Source organism: Bradyrhizobium sp. USDA 4454 (assembly GCF_054822705.1).
In genome coordinates, this window is record NZ_JBTRCN010000001.1 from 2459242 (window position 1) to 2475765 (window position 16524).

Below are 16524 nucleotides of genomic sequence, written 5' to 3' on the forward strand. Positions count from 1 at the left end.
AGCAGAACCGGCGTTCCTTTTTTTGGCTCGCACTACAAGAGCATTTTGGATTAGCCGGTCGCCGCGGCAGACGATCTAGCTCCATCATCCCGCATCACGCGCGTGCCTGCCGCAGTGGCTCGCGCGCATGCTCCTTCGAGCGCATCAAGGCGTCGACGAAGATCGGCTCCCAGGAGCGGATGTGGCTGCGCAGCAGGGTCGGCAGCGCCTCGGTCTCGCCGGCGAGCGCGAGTTCGATCAGTTTGTAGTGCTCCGGCACCGAGGCTTGCTGCCGCTCGTGGCCGGCGCGGGAGCTGATGCCGTAGAGCCGCATCTTGTCGCGCAGGCCCATCACCATCTCGGTCAGGAGGTCATTGCCGGCGGCGGCGATGAACTCGCGATGATAGTTGCGGTCGGCTTCCAGATAGAGCTGGACGTCGTCGGTCTCGACGGCTCTCGCGATCTGATCGGCCCAGCCGCGCACCGCCGGTAGATCCTTCGGCGGATTGGCGGCGACCAAAACGGCAGCGTGCAGCTCCAGCACCTCGCGCATGTCGAACAGGTTGCGCAGCTCGGTCAGCGACGGCTCCACCACCTTGAAGCCGCGGTTGCGCATCGGCTCAACCAGGCCGCCGCGGGCGAGTTCGAGCAGCGCCTCGCGCACCGGCGTCGAGGAAACGCCGAGGCTCGCCGCGAGACTCGGCACCGAATACATCGTGCCCGGAAGGCTCTGCCCGGAAATGATCTCGGCGCGCACCCGCTGCAGCACCTGTTCGCGCAAATTCTGGTCCATGGGTGGTCGCAGTTGCCTCTCGTTCGGAACTCCGATTCGTCCCTGATTATTACTTAGCCTTGACGGCACCGGTAGCGTATGACGTAAATGTGTAACGCATTACAAAAATGCGCCACATGGGTTAACCTGGACCACGAGGCAGCGGTGAAACAACGGCTACCCGGCTATTGCACGCTTTGTCGTTCGCGCTGCGGTGCTGTCACCGTGGTTGAGGACGGGCGTCTTGTCGGGGTGGAGGTATTGAATAACCATCCGACCGGCGGGGCGCTGTGCGCCAAGGGCCGGGCGGCGCCGGAAATCGTCGGCAGTCCGCGCCGTCTGACCGTCCCGCTCAAGCGGACCCGGCCGCGCGATGCCGCCGATCCCGGCTGGGTCGAGGTGTCCTGGGACGAGGCGTTGACCGAGATCGCTGACCGGCTCGGCAGCATCCGCGCCGAGAGCGGCGCCGAGGCGGTGGCGTTCGGCGTCACCACGCCGAGCGGCACGCCGATGGTCGACAGCTTCGAGTGGGTCGAGCGCTTCATCCGCGGCTTTGGCAGTCCGAACCTGATCTATGCGGTCGAGATCTGCGGCTGGCACAAGGACTTTGCGCACGCGCTGACCTTCGGTCGTGGCATCGGCTTTCCCGACTACGACAATGCCGATGCGATCATCCTGTGGGGCCACAATCCCGCGCGCACCTGGCTCGCGCAGGCGACGCGGATCGCCGATGCGCGGCGACGCGGCGCCAAGGTCGTGGTGGTCGATCCCAAGCCGAACGGCTCCGGCCAGCAGGCCGATCTTTGGCTGCGCATCCGTCCCGGCGCCGATGGCGCGCTGGCGATGGGCGCGATCCGTCATCTCATCTCGACCGGCAAGTTCGATGCTGACTTCGTCGACGCGTGGACCAATGGATCGCTGCTGGTCGATCGCGCGACCGGGCGCTTCCTGCGCGCCGACGAAGTGTGGTCGGATGGCGCGGCAGATGCTTTCGTTCGCCTCGATGCGTCAGGCGCGCCCGTGCCTTGCGATACGCGCTACGCGCCGGAGAGCGGCGGCCTGCTGCGTGGCGCGCTGTCGATCTGTGCATGCGACGGCCGCATGATCGCGGCGGCAACCGCGTTCGAACTGCTTGTCGAGCGCGCCGCGCCTTATACGCCGGCGCGCGTCGCGGAGCTGACCTGGCTTGATGTCGCTGATATCGATGCATTCAACGCGCTGCTCGCTGCCCGACCGCGGCTTGCCTATCATTCCTGGACCGGCGTCGGTCAGCACACCAACGCCACCGCGATCGAGCGCGCGATCGCCTCGCTCTACGCATTGACCGGCGCTTGCGACCGGCCCGGCGGCAATCGCTGGCCGGTGCCGCCGCCGACGCGTCCGCTCAACGATTACAGCATCCTGCCGCCGGAGCAGCAGGCCAAGGCGCTGGGTCTTGCCGAACTGCCGCTCGGTCCGCCGGCGAAGGGCTGGATCACGGCGCGCGATTTCAGCCGCGCCGTGCTCGAGGGCGAGCCTTACCGCGTGCGTGCGCTGGTCGCCTTCGGCACCAACTTCGTCGTCTCGCAGGGGTACTCGGAGCGCAACCGTGCGGCGCTGAACGCGCTGGAATTCCAGGTTCATATCGACATGTTCATGAACCCGACCGCGGAGAGCGCCGACTTCGTGCTGCCGGCCAGCACGCCCTGGGAGCGCGACGCCCTCAAGATCGGGTTCGAGATCACCCAGGAGGCCGTCGAGACCGTTCAGTTTCGCCCGCGCATGGTCGAGCCGGTTGGCGAGGTCAAGGCCGATTACGAGATTGCCGCGGCGCTCGCGCTCAAGCTCGGCATGGGCGACTTGTTCTTCGGTGGCGACATCAAGGCCGGCTGGAATTATCAGCTCGCGCCGCTCGGCATCGGCGTCGACGATCTGCGTGCGCATCCGGAAGGGCGCCGCTTCCCGCAGGCCTTCCGCAACGAAAAATACGCCGTGACGCGCGAAGACGGCACGATGACCGGTTTCGCGACGCCGACGCGCCGCGTCGAGATCTATTCGGAGCTGATGCTGGGCCACGGGTATGATGCCTTGCCCGATCACGTCGAGCCGGTCGGCAGTCCGCTCACGGCAGCGGCGGACGAACGCTTTCCGCTGGTGCTCTCCACCGCCAAGAGCGGATGGTTCGTTCACTCCTCGCATCGGCATATCGCCTCGCTGCGGCGGAAGTCGCCGGACCCGGCGGTCGAGATCAGCCCGCAGCTTGCCGCGCGGCGCGGGCTCGTCGAAGGCGACTGGGCCGTGGTCGAGACGACGGGCGGCGCTGTGCGTCTGAAGGTGCGGCTCAACGCGGCGCTCGACGATCGCGTCGTCGTCGCCGAGTTCGGCTGGTGGGAGGATTGTCCGCCGCTCGGCCGCGATCGGTCAGCTGCGGCCGGCGTCCACACCCGGAACATCAACGCCGTGCTGCACGACGACGTGCGCGATCCCGTCAGCGGCTCGGTCCCGCTGCGCGCGATCGTCTGCGAGATCAGGCGCGACGCCGAGGCAAGCCGCGGCGTCTGGAGCGGCCAGCGCCGCTTCATGGTTGCCGCGCGCCGGGCCGAGGCCGACAACGTCGTGGCCCTCAGCCTGCGGCCGCTCGACGGTGGTCCGCTGCCCGACTTCCTGCCGGGCCAGCATGTCATGATCTCGCTGCCCGGCACGACAGAGGCACGGGCCTATTCGCTGACCGGATCGGGCGATCTGCCGGATGCGCTGTCGATCGCGGTGAAGGGGCGGTTCTTCAATGAACTGCGGAGCGGCGACGCGCCGTTCTTCATGCCGGATCGTCTGCATGATGTTGCCGTCGGCGACGAGGTGTTGCTGGAGCCGCCGGGCGGCATCTTCACGCCGCCATTGAAGGGACCGCGACCGCTGGTCTTCCTCGCAGCCGGTATCGGCATCACGCCGTTCATCGGCCATCTCGAGACGCTGCAACACACAGCGCCGCAGGATCGCGTTGCCGAAATCTTGCTGCTGCATGGCTGTCGCAGCAGCCGCGAGCATCCGTTTGCACAGCGTCTCGCAGAGCTGGAAGCCAATACGCCGGGATTGACGCGGGTGACGTTCTATTCGGCGCCACCCGCAGGAGATCCGATCGGCTCGCATTCGCTGCGCAAGGGGCGGCTTGATCTTGAACAGGTCAAGCCGCTGATATCGTACCGGCCGCTGGTCTACATCTGCGGCTCGCCGGATTTCGTCGCGGCGCAGATTGCGGCCGTGGCGGCGCTCGGTGTGCCGCGATTCGACATCTTCGCCGAGAGCTTCGTGTCGCCACCATCGGTGCCAATCGATCTTGCGCCAAGGACGGTCCGGCTTGCGAGCAGCAAGCAGAGCTTCTCCTGGGGGCCGGAGCAGGGGACGCTGCTCGACGCCGCGAGCGCGGCGGGCATTGCGCTGCCGAGCGGCTGCCGCGTCGGGCAATGCGAGAGCTGTGCGGTCGAGGTGATCGATGGGCAGTTCACCCATCTCGGCCCCGTCGATGGCAGCGAGGGCCAATGCCTCGCCTGCCAGGCCGTGCCGCTGACCGATCTGACGCTCGCACTTTAGAATGACCAATCAGGATTGAAGACGAACCGCATCACCGGAAGGGGATCAATTGATGACGAATGCTACGCACGATCAAACCGTGGACTTACGAAATCCCGTCGCGGACAACATCATCGCGCGCTTTTCGCAGGCCTTGGTGGCGTTTGCGGAGCGCTGGTTTCCGGATGCGTATGTCTTCGTGCTGATCGCGGTGATTGCGGTCGCCGCAGGCGCGATCCTGCATGGCGGTTCGCCGCTCGCCGTCAGTCGCGCCTTTGGTGACGGGTTCTGGAACCTGATCCCGTTCACGATGCAGATGGCGCTGGTCGCGATCGGCGGCTACGTCGTGGCGATGTCGCCGCCGGTCGCCGCCGTGCTGGCGCGGCTCGCCAGCGTGCCGAAGACTGGCCGCGGCGCGGTGGTGTTCGTCGGCGTGCTCAGCGTTTTCCTCTCGCTGCTGAACTGGGGCCTCAGCCTGATCTTCTCCGGCCTGCTGGTGCGGGAGATCGCGCGGCGCACGGATATCCGGCTCGACTACCGGGCGGCCGGCGCGGCCGGTTATCTCGGGCTCGGCTGCGGCTTCACCCTCGGCATCACGTCGTCGGCTGCGCAGTTGCAGGCCAATGCCGGCAGCATTCCGGCGTCGCTCCTACCGATCACCGGCGTGATCGGCTTCTCGGAGACCATCCTGACCTGGCAGAACATGGTCACCGTCGTGATGGTCACTGTCGTGTCGGCCGCGATCTGCTATTTCACGACGCCGGCGCCCGAGCAGGCCAAGACCGCGGAAGACCTCGGCGTCGCGCTCGGTGATGACCGCATCGAAGCCAGGAAGCCGGCCCGGCCGGGCGATTGGCTGGAATTCAGCCCGCTGCTGACCATCCTGATCGCGCTGCTTGCTGCCGGCTGGCTGTGGCAGACGTTTCAGTCGGGCAACCCGCTGATCACGCTGTCGGGGCTCAACACCTACAACTTCGTCTTCCTGATTCTCGGCATCTTGCTGCACTGGCGGCCGCGCAGCCTGGTCGAATCCTTCTCCAAGGCGATGCCGAGCGTTTCCGGCGTGCTGCTGCAGTTTCCGTTCTACGCCGGCGTCGCGCAGATCCTGACCAAGGTGCCGAACGGCAGCGGCACCACACTGTCGGACACGATCGCGCACTGGTTCGTCGGCGCCTCCAGCAATTCGACTGTATTTTCGTTTCTGGTCGGAATCTATTCAGCGCTGCTCGGCTTCTTCGTGCCATCAGCCGGCGGAAAATGGATCATCGAGGCGCCCTACATCATGAAGGCGGCCAACGATATCGGCGCCCATCTCGGCTGGACGGTCATGGTCTACAACATCGCCGAGACGCTGCCGAACTTCATCAACCCGTTCTGGATGCTGCCGCTGCTCGGCATTCTCGGCCTGAAGTCGAAGGATCTGATCGGCTACACGTCGGTGCAGTTCTTCATCCACTTCCCGATCGTGATGCTGCTGGCTGCCATCCTGATGGCGACCTTCACCTATCATCCGCCGATCCTGCCCTGAGCGGGATGACGGCCGGGCATCGGGAGGTGGATGCCCGGCCAACATTCCGCCAGTTCATGCCGTTCGCGCTCGGCATCACTAAAACTGTGCTGTTTTTCAGCCCGCGGCGAATGAGGTATCGCGCCGGGCCCTGATCTTTGGTCAGCCATTTCATTGACCGTTGCGCGGTTCGGCCGGATATTGATGCGCGATATTCGTGTTGTCCAGGGTCACCGCAAATGAGACATATCCACCGCAGCTTGATGTGCGACATGCGAAGCCGCATGCAGCATCGCTGCGTCTCGGCGGCGACCGGCGCCTGTTGTTGATCGCTTCGACAAGTCCAAAGCACCCGACAATCAGACAGGAACGCCGTTGTTCGGCGATGGAATACGCATGTCCCAACCCCAAACGTCCCAAGCTTACGTCATCGAAGTCTCGGATCGCACCGCGGGTATCGTCGTCGGCGATAACAGCGGCTTCTGCTTTTTTTCCTCGGATCGCGCCTTTGATGGGCTCGATGGCGGCCATTTCGGCTCGGCCCGCGCCGCGGAGCGAGCGGTGAGGGCGCATTTGCAGCGCCGCCGGACGCGCGGCCAGCCGTCATCGGCTTCACGCAATACCTGAAAGACAACCTTTGAAAGGACTGTCATGACGACCAGACGTACCATCCTTGCTGCCGCATTGGCGCTGTCGGCATTCGCCGTCGCGCCGGCTCTGGCCGAGGACAAGCCGACCGAGGTCCGCATCGGCACGCAGAAGGGCGGCCTGTTTCCCGCCGTCCGCCAGCGTCACACCGTCGAGGACGCGTTCAAGCCGCTCGGCATCGAGGTGAAGTGGATCGACTTCCAGTTCGGGCCGCCGCTGCTCGAGGCGATCAATGTCGGTAGTGTCGATTTCGGATTCGTCGGCGATACGCCGCCGATTTTCGCACAGGCCGGCGCGGCCAAGATCACATACGTGGCGGCGGTCACCTCTGATGGCAGCACCCAGGCGATCATCGTGCCGGCGGACTCTCCGATCCGGACGCTCGCCGACCTCAAGGGCAAGCGCGTCGCGTTCGGCAAGGGCTCGAGCGCGCACAACCTGCTCGTCGCGGCGCTCGACAAGGCCGGCCTTTCCTGGAGCGACATCACGCCGACGCCACTGGCGCCGGCGGACGCGACCGTTGCGTTCTCGAGAGGCATCGTCGACGCGTGGTCGATCTGGGATCCCTACCTGGCGCTGGCGGAGATCAAGGACAAGGTGCGCGTCATCGCCTTCGACAAGGACGTGCACAAGCCGAATGCGTTCTACATCGCGGGATCGGATTTTGTTGCGAAATATCCCTCCATCGTTGCGAAGCTGAACTCTATCTTTGCCGCCGAAGGAAAATGGGCCGCCGATCACCGCGAGGAGGTGGCTCGCGCGCAGGCCGAGGCCACCGGCGTCGACATCGAGGCGGTCAGGCGCTTCGTGGCGCGCTCGAACTACCAGGTGGTGCCGGTCGACGCTGAGATCGTCAGGAGCCAGCAGGCGATTGCCAACCGCTTCAAGGCGATCGGGCTGGTCCCGAAGCAGATCAACGTGTCCGATATCGTCTGGAAGTGGACTCCCGGCTCGTGAGCCGATTTGGCGGCACGGTCAGGAAGCCGCGGCGAGCGGCGGCGAGATCACTTGCGGCGCCTCGGGCGTCTGTGTCGCCGTCGTCGCCAGCTGGAAGCGGATGCCGTGCACGTCGACGGTCAGCGGGACGCCGCGGAAATCGTCGTGGAAGGCGCGGATCCGGCGCGCCAGCTCACTGGGGCTGATGCCGGCGGGAAGCTCGCACATCTCGCGGTACATCTGCCTTGTGCTCTTGGTGCCGCACCAGGCGATCTCCAGCTCGGCCAGCGGCGCCGGATTGCAGGCGAGATCGCGCGACATCCGCCAGAACAGATGGGCGAGCCGCACATAGGCGATCTGCTCGAGCCCGCGCACGCTGATCTTGTCGGGAATGATGAAGGACTCGACCCCGACGATCGGACCGGAATCGACGCGCGCAGCCATCACATGGGCCGTCGCGCCGAAGGCGCGCGCGCCGTCATAGAGCGCGAAATGCGCCGGCGCCCAGCCGGGATATTGCGGTGGGCCGGGGTGGAAGTTATAGGCGCCGTGGCCAAGCGCCGCCAGAATGCTCTCCGGCACGATGACGCTGGTGGTGAAGGCGAGCAGCCGGGCTTCGCGCAACACCTCGGGCTCGATCGCGGCCAGCTCCTCAGCCGTTACCGCGCAGCGAAACGACAGCGCCGGGTTGTGCGCCTTCAACAATTCGGTGAGCGCGAATTGCTGGTCGGCGACGCCGGTGAGAAGGATGATGGTCTTCATGATGGGGTGTCCGTCTCTTGCTCTACCGTTTTGCTCGCTTGTCAGCCGCGCTGCCCGGCCATGATGACGAGGCTGCCGGCATCGCCGGATTGGCCCACGGTGCGGAACAGGTCGGACGGCAGCGTTTGCCACGGCGCGATCTCGATGATCCGGTTGTTGGCGCTCTTCGCGGCCGATTTCGTCGCGCGGATGTCGTCCTGCCAGGCGCAGAGCGCAAGCTCGAGCCGGCCGAACCCGCCGCAATCGGCGGCGAAGGCGCCGGTGACCGCCTCGATGCTGGCCGCCATTTCGCGCGCGTCGCTGGTTGCGATATCGCGCATGATCACGGTGATCGCATCGTTCGAAGCCGCCTGCGAGTTGACCACGATCATGGCGTCGCGACCGCCGCTGCGGCTGGCGCGCCGCGCGGCGCGCATCGTGGCGCCGAATTCGGCGTCGGGACCGAGATCGCTGTTGTCGGTCGGCAGGTTGTGGATCACAGTGGTGTGGCGGGGTGTACCGGCGTCCTCGGCCGGCGCGTGGTATGAGCGCGGCAGCCAGGCGGTGTCGAGCGCCATCTGCGACGACGTCAGGCTCCAGGCCTGGTCGAGCAGATAGCCCTCCCACACCGCGGGATAGGCGGTCGCGATGTGATGCCAGTTGCGCAGCAGCGCTTCGGCGGCCGGCGAGCGGCCGAGATAGAGGGTACGCGCCGACATCTCCCACCGGTTCCATTTGTGGAGCGCGACGTCGCAAGCCAGGTGCGAGGGCAGCAGCGGCGGTTCGCTGAGCGTTGCGTCGGCTTCGATGAACAGCAGCGGCTCGTGATGCGTCTGCCACATCCGCAGCATGAAGGCGGATTTTTCCGACGCGCACAGGCCCGCGCCGTCCGCAGTGTCGATTGGCACGATGTCGCCCGCGATCTGGAATTCGGCGAGCTTGTCGCGCAGCGCGCGGGCATGATCGTCGCCCAGGGCGCGGGGATAGCAGGAGACCACGCGCAACGCGGCCTCGGAGCTTGCGCCTGCTTCGGGTGCGATCGGGCGCCAGTTGGGGCCGCCCCACCACATTTCGTGCGGGCCATCGAAGCTCGGCCCGATGGTGCCGAAGTCGGTCAACTTGGATTTCAGGAAATCGAACGCCGGGTTCTCGCCGAACGGGACAACGACCGCGCTGTCGGCGCGAAGCGACCGGTAGAGCATCTCGGCAGCGGGGCCGCTCGGCGGCTCGACGACGATGATGACACCATCATCCCGCGCCGGCACCGAGCCGGCGTGGTGAACGGACACACGCCCGAGCCGCTCGGACAGCCATGCCAGCCGCTGGCGCTGCGCCGCGCTCATCCGGATGCCGTTCGCCACCAGCAATTGGTCGGAATTCGTCTGCAAGCCGTCTGCTTGCGCCGTGTCAGCCGAAATCATGCCCGCACTACCTCTCGTTAACCTTCTACGAGCGGGGCGGCCAGATCAGGCGGACAAATCAGTTGCCGTGGGTTGCCGGCGCGCAATTGGTGCGGCGCCAGGTCAGCGCGGCCGAGGAGCCGTTGCCATCACGGTTCTCAACCGCGAGGATGCGGTCATGGTCGAGGGCGGTCAGCGCGATCGTGTAGATTGCAACGTCGTCCTCGAAGCCGTCGATCGGGATCAGCAGCATGCCGTCGTCGCTGCTGGCGCGGAATTGGCGGCCGCTCCGCTCGATGCCGGCATCGGCGAGCCGTTCCCCGGCGATCGTCTTTACGTTCGGACTGGCCGCAGCTTTCGCCGCGCTTTCACCGTACTGGACGGTGACGCCGTGGAGCAGCCCGTTGCGGGCAAGTTTCGGCAACGGCAGCGCGATGGTCGCAACCGCCATCCGCCGCGACAGCGGGACCCGCAGCCGAAGGTCGCCGAGCCCGGTGTGATAGACGGTGATCGCCTCCAGCGACGCCTGGCCGTCCCGTCCGAACAGGCCGACCTGCAAGGTCCCGCAGTGCGACTCGCCGAATACGTTGGCGGGCAGGCGATTGACGCCGAACAGCGTGTAGAGATAGCCGTGGGACGGTGACAACGCGGCAAAGCTGCCGGCCAGCCACATCGGCGGCGCCGGGGTCGTGCAGGCGGGCACAAGGCCGCGGGCGATGATGCAATCATTGACGAAGCCGGCATCGAGCAGCGGCGCCAGCGCCTGGGTGCCGAGATTGACGTCATGCTTGATGCCGCCGAGCAGCACCAGCTCGTCGTCGTCGGGCAGCAGCAGCAAGCGCCCGAGCACCGCGGCGGTCCAGCGCGCGGCGACCATGGGGTCCGCGTCGGGCTGCAATGCATAGCGCGCCGCCAGTTCGCGGGCGCGCGATGCATAGGCGATCGTCCCGGACTGCACTTCGGTGGCTAGTGCGAGTTGGGCGGCGGGGCGCTGATCGCCCTCGCGCAGCACCTCGCCACCGCGATAGTCGCGCGCCGATCCCTCCGCGGAACAGCAGAGCTGCTCCAGCAATGCGACGTTGCGGATCAGCATGCGCTTGACGTGCGGCGTGACGATGCGATCCGAGATCAGGCCTTCTGCGGTGTCGTCATCGGCGATGTCGTCGAAGGCATCGTCAAGCGTCAGCAGATAGGCGCCGTGCAGGCGGATGCGTATGCCCTCGCGATCGAAGATCCGCCGCAGCGACTTCTGTACGCTCGCCGAATAACCGAGATCGACCAGGATCAGGTCGGTGCAGTGGTCGAAATCCGGGATCTGGGCGCGCAAATAGGTAAGCAGGCGGTCGCGCACGCCGGCCGCGATATCGGTGATCTCGCGCGGGTCCATCAGATCGGGCAGGGCGTCGGCGAGTTCGCGGCCGCTCGCGATGCCGCCGGGATAGTGCGCAAAGAAATTCATCACCGCTGATGGCTGCACCTTGACGATATCGACAAAGGTCGGTGCGTCGATCTTGACGACCCGGCTCAGCAGCTCGATCAGCGGTTCGAGCGTATCGGCGGATCCGACCAGGCTGACACGGCGATTGATCTCGATATAGGCGCCGGTCTCGCCATGGTTGGCCTGCCAGACGCGATGCGGCAGCAGGCCGTCGCGGCCAAGGAAGCCGATCGCAACGCGCGCGCCGTCGCGTGCCAGCGCCGCGCGCCGCGCCTCGATGAAGGCATCGAACGCCGCCATGACCGGGCCGAGCACGGTCACGCCGAGGTTGAAGGCGGGAGAATGCTCCGCGCTCCGCGCCGCCACCGCACGCCGCAGCGTGCGGGCGCCGCAATCGAGCCGTGACGGCTGATCGGGACACAGCAGTTCGTAAATCGATGTTTCGCGCTGAAACTTCGAGGCCAACGCCGCGCTGGCCTGTGGATAGTAGCGCGGACGGATGCCATGACGCCGGGCGCCCTTGATATCGGCGTCGTGATTGTCGCCGACATGGAACGAGTTCGCCGCATCGACGCCTTGCTCGGCAAGATAGGCCTCGAACAGCGCTTCGCTCTTGCCAGAGCCGTGATCGCAGGATGCGTAGAGGAAATCCCAGCTCAGCCCTGGGCTGCAGGAGCGCAGCAGCTGCGCAAGCTGGTCGGTGCTCCAATAGGTGTCGGAAATGAAGCCGACGCGAAAGCCGCCGCGCTTCATGTCGAGATATTGCTTGAGCATTTCCAGATTGGCGCGGCACAGCTCGATCTCGGCTTCGAATTCGATTCGCGCAAGATCCTGCAACGCGTCGCGGTTCAGGCCGAATAGCTTGAATGGAAAGTACTTATAGATATCGGCGATATGCACTTCAGCGGAGCCGTTGCGCTCCAGCGCGAGCTTGCGCGCGCGCGCTTCGGCCTGGATTCGATGCTGAACGAAACTGACGGACATACTCGGAAATTTTTCAGCAATGCGAGAAAGCTGAAAAACCCTTTCAAATACGCCGTCTGGCGTCGTGCAGGTGCGCAACAGAAATGTATCGAAAACGTCGAATGAACATGCAGAAACATTCTGCGCTCGACGCGTCGCGTCGACCGTCATCATCGTCATGCGCAAAATTCCCGCCAGTCCTCATGCGTTGAACGCGTGCATGAGACAAATCAGGCGCGTCGCTTCAAAAAAGTTGATGCGGGATTCGAAAACGCGCGCTTCACGACTGACAGATTCAAAAAATCCGATAACGTCGAAACGGTGATTCGGAAAAAATTGCCTAGTCGCAATCGTCCAATGCAAGATAGCGACCAACGGCGATGGATCACTCGCATGCCCCGCGCATGCATGTGTTCGCGTGGCGTTAGTTGATGTGACAACAGCGTTTTCCGGCGCGACGAACTTTTCCGCAGGCATGCGAGGCGATGCAAGACGACTGCTCCATTCTCCGTAGAATTGCCGGCTGCGCCTTTGCGCAGCGGCAGCTTTTGCCGGGCAGTCGGCAAAAAGATCCATCTAAGCATTTGAAAAATAACGAAAAAAGTGCGCCTGGTTTGCCTGACCCCTGCGTTCAACGCTCAGAAACCGCATGGAATGTGTGCCAGCGGCGGTGGTTGGAGAGCGGCGGATGAGTTACGCGCTTGATGTGATGGCAGCGGTCGAGGTGGAGGCCACGACGGTTGCGGCTGCGCCGGCCGAAGCGACGGCTCGCTGGAGCGACGTCCCCACGGTTGCCGATGCGGGCCCGCTCGACACCGTCGAGATCCAGGACGAGGACAAGGAGCTGCTCGACCGCCTCGCCGCCGGCGACGAGGCGGCGTTTCGTGCGCTGGTCGAACGCCATGTCGATCGCGCCTACGCGATCGCGCTGCGCATCGTCGGCAACGCCGCCGACGCCGAAGACGTGGTGCAGGACACGATGCTGAAGGTGTGGACGCATCGCGGCCGCTGGCAGCATGGCCGCGCCAAGTTCTCGACCTGGCTCTATCGCGTCGTCAGCAACCGTTGCATCGATCTGCGCCGCAAGCCGCGCACCGAGAATGTCGATGTCGTGCCCGAGGTCGCCGACACGCAGCTCGACGCATCGACCGTCATCGAGCGCAACGAAATCGGCAATCTTCTGGAGCTCGCGATGCAGCGGCTGCCCGAGCAGCAGCGCGTCGCGGTGATCCTCTCCTACCACGAGAACATGAGCAACGGCGAAATCGCCGAAGTGATGGACACGACCGTCGCGGCGGTCGAGTCGCTGTTGAAGCGCGGGCGGCAACAGCTGCGCGAGATGCTCAAGCGGCACGAGCGCGACCTGCGCGGCGCGTTTACCGACTGCTAACCATAAATTTCGGCTTCTGAAGATTTCGCGCCTGACCACCGGCGGCCGACCCGTTTGATCGGGCGGACGGGGGCTGGATCCGCGTCACCTCTCTTCTTCCCGATGCGGCATGCCATGCCCCATCATCACAGGAGCTACTCATGCCCGCAATTTCCACCAACACCGCCGCCAACTCCGCCGTCCGCTACCTCAACATCAATTCGCAGCAGGAAACCAGCGCGCTGTCGAAGCTGTCGAGCGGCTCGCGCATCACCTCGGCTTCCGACGACGCCGCCGGCCTCGCGATCTCGACCCGCATCTCCTCCGACATCACGACGCTGCAGCAGGCCGCCACCAACGCGGCGCAGGCGACCTCGATCCTGCAGACCGCCGACGGCGGCGCCTCCAACATCTCGGACATCCTGGCCCGCATGAAGTCGCTGGCTTCCGAGTCCGCCTCCGGCACCGTGGCCGACTCCAGCCGCGCCTACATCAACTCGGAATTCACGCAGCTCAAGGGCGAAATCGACTCGATCGCCAGCGGCACCCGCTACAGCAGCCAGAGCCTGCTCGACGGTTCGAGCGTGTTCTCCTCGGGCGTCTCGGTGCTGGTCGGCTCGACCTCGGCCGACACGATCACGATCACCCTGACCAGCCTGACGGCGTCCTCGCTCGGCGTCACCTCGCTCGACGTCTCGAGCCTCTCGACCGCCACGAGCGCGATGTCGGCGCTCGACAGCGCGATCGACGCCGTGTCGTCCGCCCGCGCCGAGATCGGCGCCCAGGAATCGCGCTTCAACTTCAGCGCCGACTCGATCTCGACCCAGACCCAGAACCTGCAGTCCGCCAATTCGGCGATCAAGGACGTCGATATCGCCGCCGAGCAGGCGACACTGTCCTCGGCCGAAGTGAAGACCCAGGCCGCGGTTTCGGCGGAAACGGCGGCGAACCAGATGCCGCAGTACCTGCTGAAGCTGCTCGGCTAATTCGACAGACCGATCGGGCCGGCATGATGCCGGCCTGATTCCTATTGCGGCGGAAGTGTCGACATGACGGTTAGCAGCGCCACCTCGAGCAGCACATCAAGCACGACGTCGCCCAGTTCTGCCAGCACGGTGACCACGACCGGCACGACCAATTCGACCAGTATCGATTGGGATGCCCTGATCGAAGCCGAGGTCAACGCCAAGCTCACGCAGGCGACCACGATCACGACCTCGATCACTGCGAACCAGGCCAAGATCACGGCCTATCAATCCCTGCAGACGGAATTGTCGACGCTGGCCACCGGGCTGTCGTCGCTCAGCACCTCGATCATCAACTCGATCGCGACAAACGCATTTGCCACGCGCTCGGCGACGATTTCGTCGACCGGTGACGTCAGCGCCTCCTCGGCGCTCAACATGAGCGTCAACAGCGGCTCGGCGACCGGCGATCATACGCTCCAGATCACCCAGCTCGCGACCGCGCAGAAGGTGATCGGCTCCACGCAGTCGAGCGCGTCGACGGCGCTGGGCCTTTCCGGCACGTTTTCACTGGGGCTCGCCGGCGGCACCAGCACGGCGATCTCGATCACCAGCGGCATGTCGATGCAGGATGTCGTCGACACCATCAATGCCCAGACCTCGACCACCAATGTCCAGGCCTCCATCGTCCAGGTGTCGAGCGGGTCGTACGAGATGGTGCTGACCGGCACCCAGGACGCCGCCGACATCACCTATTCGTCGACCTCGGGCGACGACATCCTGAACAAGCTCGGCGTCACCGACACATCGGGGGCCTTCACCGACGTGCTGCAGAAGTCGCAGTCTGCACAGTTCACCCTGGATGGCATCGCGCTCACCCGCAACACCAACGATATCTCCGACGTTCTGACCGGCGTCACTTTCGACCTGCTGCAGCCGACGCCGAGCGGCACCAGCCTGAACATCAGCATCGAGACCGACACCAGTCAGATCACGTCCGCGCTGCAGACATTCGTCACCAACTACAATGCGTTTCGCGACCAGGTGATCGCGCAGTCCGCGCAGAATTCCGACGGTACCGCCGCATCCACCGCGGTGCTGTTCGGCGACAGCACGATGCGCGATATCATGACCCAGCTCCAGCAGGTGCTGAGCGGCACCGTGAACGGCATGACGATGGCCGACCTCGGCCTGTCCTTCAACGAGAACAACGAGCTGCAGCTCGACACGGGCACGTTGTCGACGGTGCTGACGCAGAATCTGGCCGGTGTGACCAAGCTTTTGGCGGCGCAGACCACAACGTCGTCCAGCCAGCTCAGCGTGGTCAATACCGGCACGTCGCCGCAATCCTTCACGCTCGACGTGACGGTGGATTCGAGCGGCGTGCTGACCGGCGCTTCCATCGGCGGCGACAGCTCCGGCTTTTCGATTGTCGGCAATTCCATCATCGGCAATGCGGGCACGATCTATGCCGGCATGGCCTTCACCTTTACCGGCTCGACCTCGCAATCGATCACGGTGACGTCGACTTCCGGTCTCGCGACGCAGATCTATCAGCTGGCACAGACCAGTTCCGGGACCAGCGGCCAGCTGCAGACCTTGATCACGAATTTGCAGTCGCGCGACACCGATCTGCAGTCCCAGGTCAATGACATCCAGAGCAATGCGGCGACGTTCAAGGCGCAGCTGCAGCTTCAATACGCCAACTATCAGGCCGCCATCGAAAGCGCGAACAATACGCTGGGCTACCTGAGTGCCCTCCTGAACGCATCATCGAGTAAATAATGACCCAGAATGCCACGGCCTACCTCGCCAACAATGCCTATCGATCCGCCGCGGTGGCGGTGCCGCCGTTGAAGGCGGTGGTGATGCTGTGCGATGGCGCCATCACCTTACTGCAGAAGGCGCTGGATGCGCACGAGGCGAAGCGCTTCGAGGAAGGGCACGCCTATCTGACGCGGGCGACCGCGATCCTGCGCGGACTGAGCCACCATCTCGACATCACTCGCGGCGGCGCGATGGCCGATCGTCTGTTCCGGACCTACAACGCCCTGATCATGGCGTGCTTGCGCTGCTACGGCCGGCCGCACGCCAGGGAGAATTTCCGGCGCATCATCGCCAGCCTGACGGAACTCCGCGATGCCTGGACGTATGTCGAGGCAAACGCCGGCAAGGCGGCTAAGGCCAAGACGCTCGACAAGGCGCTCGAATCAGCCGCCGGCCGTTGAGCGGGCGAATCGGCCGACGAATCCGTTTCGCC

At 65.0% G+C, this 16524-nt stretch carries 13 protein-coding genes; 7 read left to right on the plus strand and 6 right to left on the minus strand.

Annotated elements, in window-relative coordinates; genetic code table 11:
• Window positions 1-94: 94 nt before the first annotated feature.
• Window positions 95-772, minus strand: a complete 678-nt coding sequence (locus ACVIW0_RS11155; RefSeq protein ID WP_461352372.1) for a GntR family transcriptional regulator — start codon at window positions 770-772, stop codon at window positions 95-97.
• A gap of 87 nt (window positions 773-859) precedes the next feature.
• Between ACVIW0_RS11155 and ACVIW0_RS11160 the strand changes: the two genes are divergently transcribed.
• Window positions 860-4318 carry a molybdopterin-dependent oxidoreductase gene (locus ACVIW0_RS11160; RefSeq protein WP_461352373.1) on the plus strand — a complete coding sequence of 1153 codons (3459 nt, stop codon included), beginning with the start codon at window positions 860-862 and terminating at the stop codon, window positions 4316-4318.
• Between the two features lie 52 nt (window positions 4319-4370).
• Entirely contained in the window at window positions 4371-5825 is a 1455-nt protein-coding gene (locus tag ACVIW0_RS11165; RefSeq protein ID WP_461352374.1) for a short-chain fatty acid transporter, read from the plus strand.
• A 150-nt stretch (window positions 5826-5975) separates the two neighbouring features.
• On the opposite strand, the gene ACVIW0_RS11170 is transcribed toward ACVIW0_RS11165, so the two are convergent.
• A complete protein-coding gene (locus ACVIW0_RS11170) occupies window positions 5976-6335 on the minus strand; it encodes a hypothetical protein (RefSeq protein ID WP_461352375.1) in 360 nt (119 codons plus the stop codon).
• A gap of 120 nt (window positions 6336-6455) precedes the next feature.
• On the opposite strand from ACVIW0_RS11170, the gene ACVIW0_RS11175 reads away from it, so the two are divergent.
• On the plus strand, window positions 6456-7409 hold the full coding sequence (locus ACVIW0_RS11175; protein ID WP_461352376.1) for an aliphatic sulfonate ABC transporter substrate-binding protein: 954 nt from the start codon (window positions 6456-6458) through the stop codon (window positions 7407-7409).
• A gap of 18 nt (window positions 7410-7427) precedes the next feature.
• On the opposite strand, the gene ACVIW0_RS11180 is transcribed toward ACVIW0_RS11175, so the two are convergent.
• From ACVIW0_RS11180 to ACVIW0_RS11195, 4 genes are all read right to left on the minus strand, one after another.
• On the minus strand, window positions 7428-8153 hold the full coding sequence (locus ACVIW0_RS11180; RefSeq protein ID WP_461357296.1) for a formyltransferase family protein: 726 nt from the start codon (window positions 8151-8153) through the stop codon (window positions 7428-7430).
• Between the two features lie 38 nt (window positions 8154-8191).
• Window positions 8192-9517 (minus strand): hypothetical protein, encoded by a 1326-nt coding sequence (locus ACVIW0_RS11185; RefSeq protein WP_461352377.1) that lies wholly within the window; start codon window positions 9515-9517, stop codon window positions 8192-8194.
• 91 nt (window positions 9518-9608) lie between these two features.
• Window positions 9609-11951 (minus strand): hypothetical protein, encoded by a 2343-nt coding sequence (locus ACVIW0_RS11190; protein WP_461352378.1) that lies wholly within the window; start codon window positions 11949-11951, stop codon window positions 9609-9611.
• 180 nt (window positions 11952-12131) lie between these two features.
• Window positions 12132-12506: a hypothetical protein gene (locus tag ACVIW0_RS11195; protein ID WP_461352379.1), complete on the minus strand. Its 375-nt coding sequence runs from the start codon at window positions 12504-12506 to the stop codon at window positions 12132-12134.
• A 112-nt stretch (window positions 12507-12618) separates the two neighbouring features.
• Here ACVIW0_RS11195 and ACVIW0_RS11200 point away from each other — a divergent pair, with 112 nt between their 5' ends.
• The 4 genes from ACVIW0_RS11200 to ACVIW0_RS11215 all read left to right on the plus strand — a co-directional run bounded on the left by ACVIW0_RS11200 (window position 12619) and on the right by ACVIW0_RS11215 (window position 16492).
• Complete coding sequence (locus ACVIW0_RS11200; protein ID WP_461352380.1) at window positions 12619-13320, plus strand: RNA polymerase sigma factor; 702 nt, start codon at window positions 12619-12621, stop codon at window positions 13318-13320.
• A gap of 140 nt (window positions 13321-13460) precedes the next feature.
• The gene (locus ACVIW0_RS11205) at window positions 13461-14285 is read left to right on the plus strand and encodes a flagellin (protein WP_461352381.1); all 825 of its coding nucleotides are present in this window, start codon (window positions 13461-13463) and stop codon (window positions 14283-14285) included.
• Window positions 14286-14348: 63 nt separating this feature from the next.
• Window positions 14349-16049 (plus strand): flagellar filament capping protein FliD, encoded by a 1701-nt coding sequence (gene fliD, locus ACVIW0_RS11210; protein ID WP_461352382.1) that lies wholly within the window; start codon window positions 14349-14351, stop codon window positions 16047-16049.
• Window positions 16049-16492 (plus strand): flagellar export chaperone FliS, encoded by a 444-nt coding sequence (locus ACVIW0_RS11215; RefSeq protein WP_461352383.1) that lies wholly within the window; start codon window positions 16049-16051, stop codon window positions 16490-16492. The genes fliD and ACVIW0_RS11215 overlap by 1 nt, the downstream gene beginning before the upstream one ends.
• Window positions 16493-16524: the final 32 nt, after the last annotated feature.

What these genes read in the sequence shown, in the direction of transcription:
- ACVIW0_RS11155 (WP_461352372.1), bottom strand. Translation starts at nt 772, where the DNA reads ATGGACCAGAATTTGCGCGAACAGGTGCTGCAGCGGGTGCGCGCCGAG.
- ACVIW0_RS11160 (WP_461352373.1), top strand. Translation starts at nt 860, where the DNA reads ATGTGTAACGCATTACAAAAATGCGCCACATGGGTTAACCTGGACCAC.
- ACVIW0_RS11165 (WP_461352374.1), top strand. Translation starts at nt 4,371, where the DNA reads ATGACGAATGCTACGCACGATCAAACCGTGGACTTACGAAATCCCGTC.
- ACVIW0_RS11170 (WP_461352375.1), bottom strand. Translation starts at nt 6,335, where the DNA reads ATGGCCGCCATCGAGCCCATCAAAGGCGCGATCCGAGGAAAAAAAGCA.
- ACVIW0_RS11175 (WP_461352376.1), top strand. Translation starts at nt 6,456, where the DNA reads ATGACGACCAGACGTACCATCCTTGCTGCCGCATTGGCGCTGTCGGCA.
- ACVIW0_RS11190 (WP_461352378.1), bottom strand. Translation starts at nt 11,951, where the DNA reads ATGTCCGTCAGTTTCGTTCAGCATCGAATCCAGGCCGAAGCGCGCGCG.
- ACVIW0_RS11195 (WP_461352379.1), bottom strand. Translation starts at nt 12,506, where the DNA reads ATGGATCTTTTTGCCGACTGCCCGGCAAAAGCTGCCGCTGCGCAAAGG.
- ACVIW0_RS11200 (WP_461352380.1), top strand. Translation starts at nt 12,619, where the DNA reads ATGAGTTACGCGCTTGATGTGATGGCAGCGGTCGAGGTGGAGGCCACG.
- ACVIW0_RS11205 (WP_461352381.1), top strand. Translation starts at nt 13,461, where the DNA reads ATGCCCGCAATTTCCACCAACACCGCCGCCAACTCCGCCGTCCGCTAC.
- fliD (WP_461352382.1), top strand. Translation starts at nt 14,349, where the DNA reads ATGACGGTTAGCAGCGCCACCTCGAGCAGCACATCAAGCACGACGTCG.
- ACVIW0_RS11215 (WP_461352383.1), top strand. Translation starts at nt 16,049, where the DNA reads ATGACCCAGAATGCCACGGCCTACCTCGCCAACAATGCCTATCGATCC.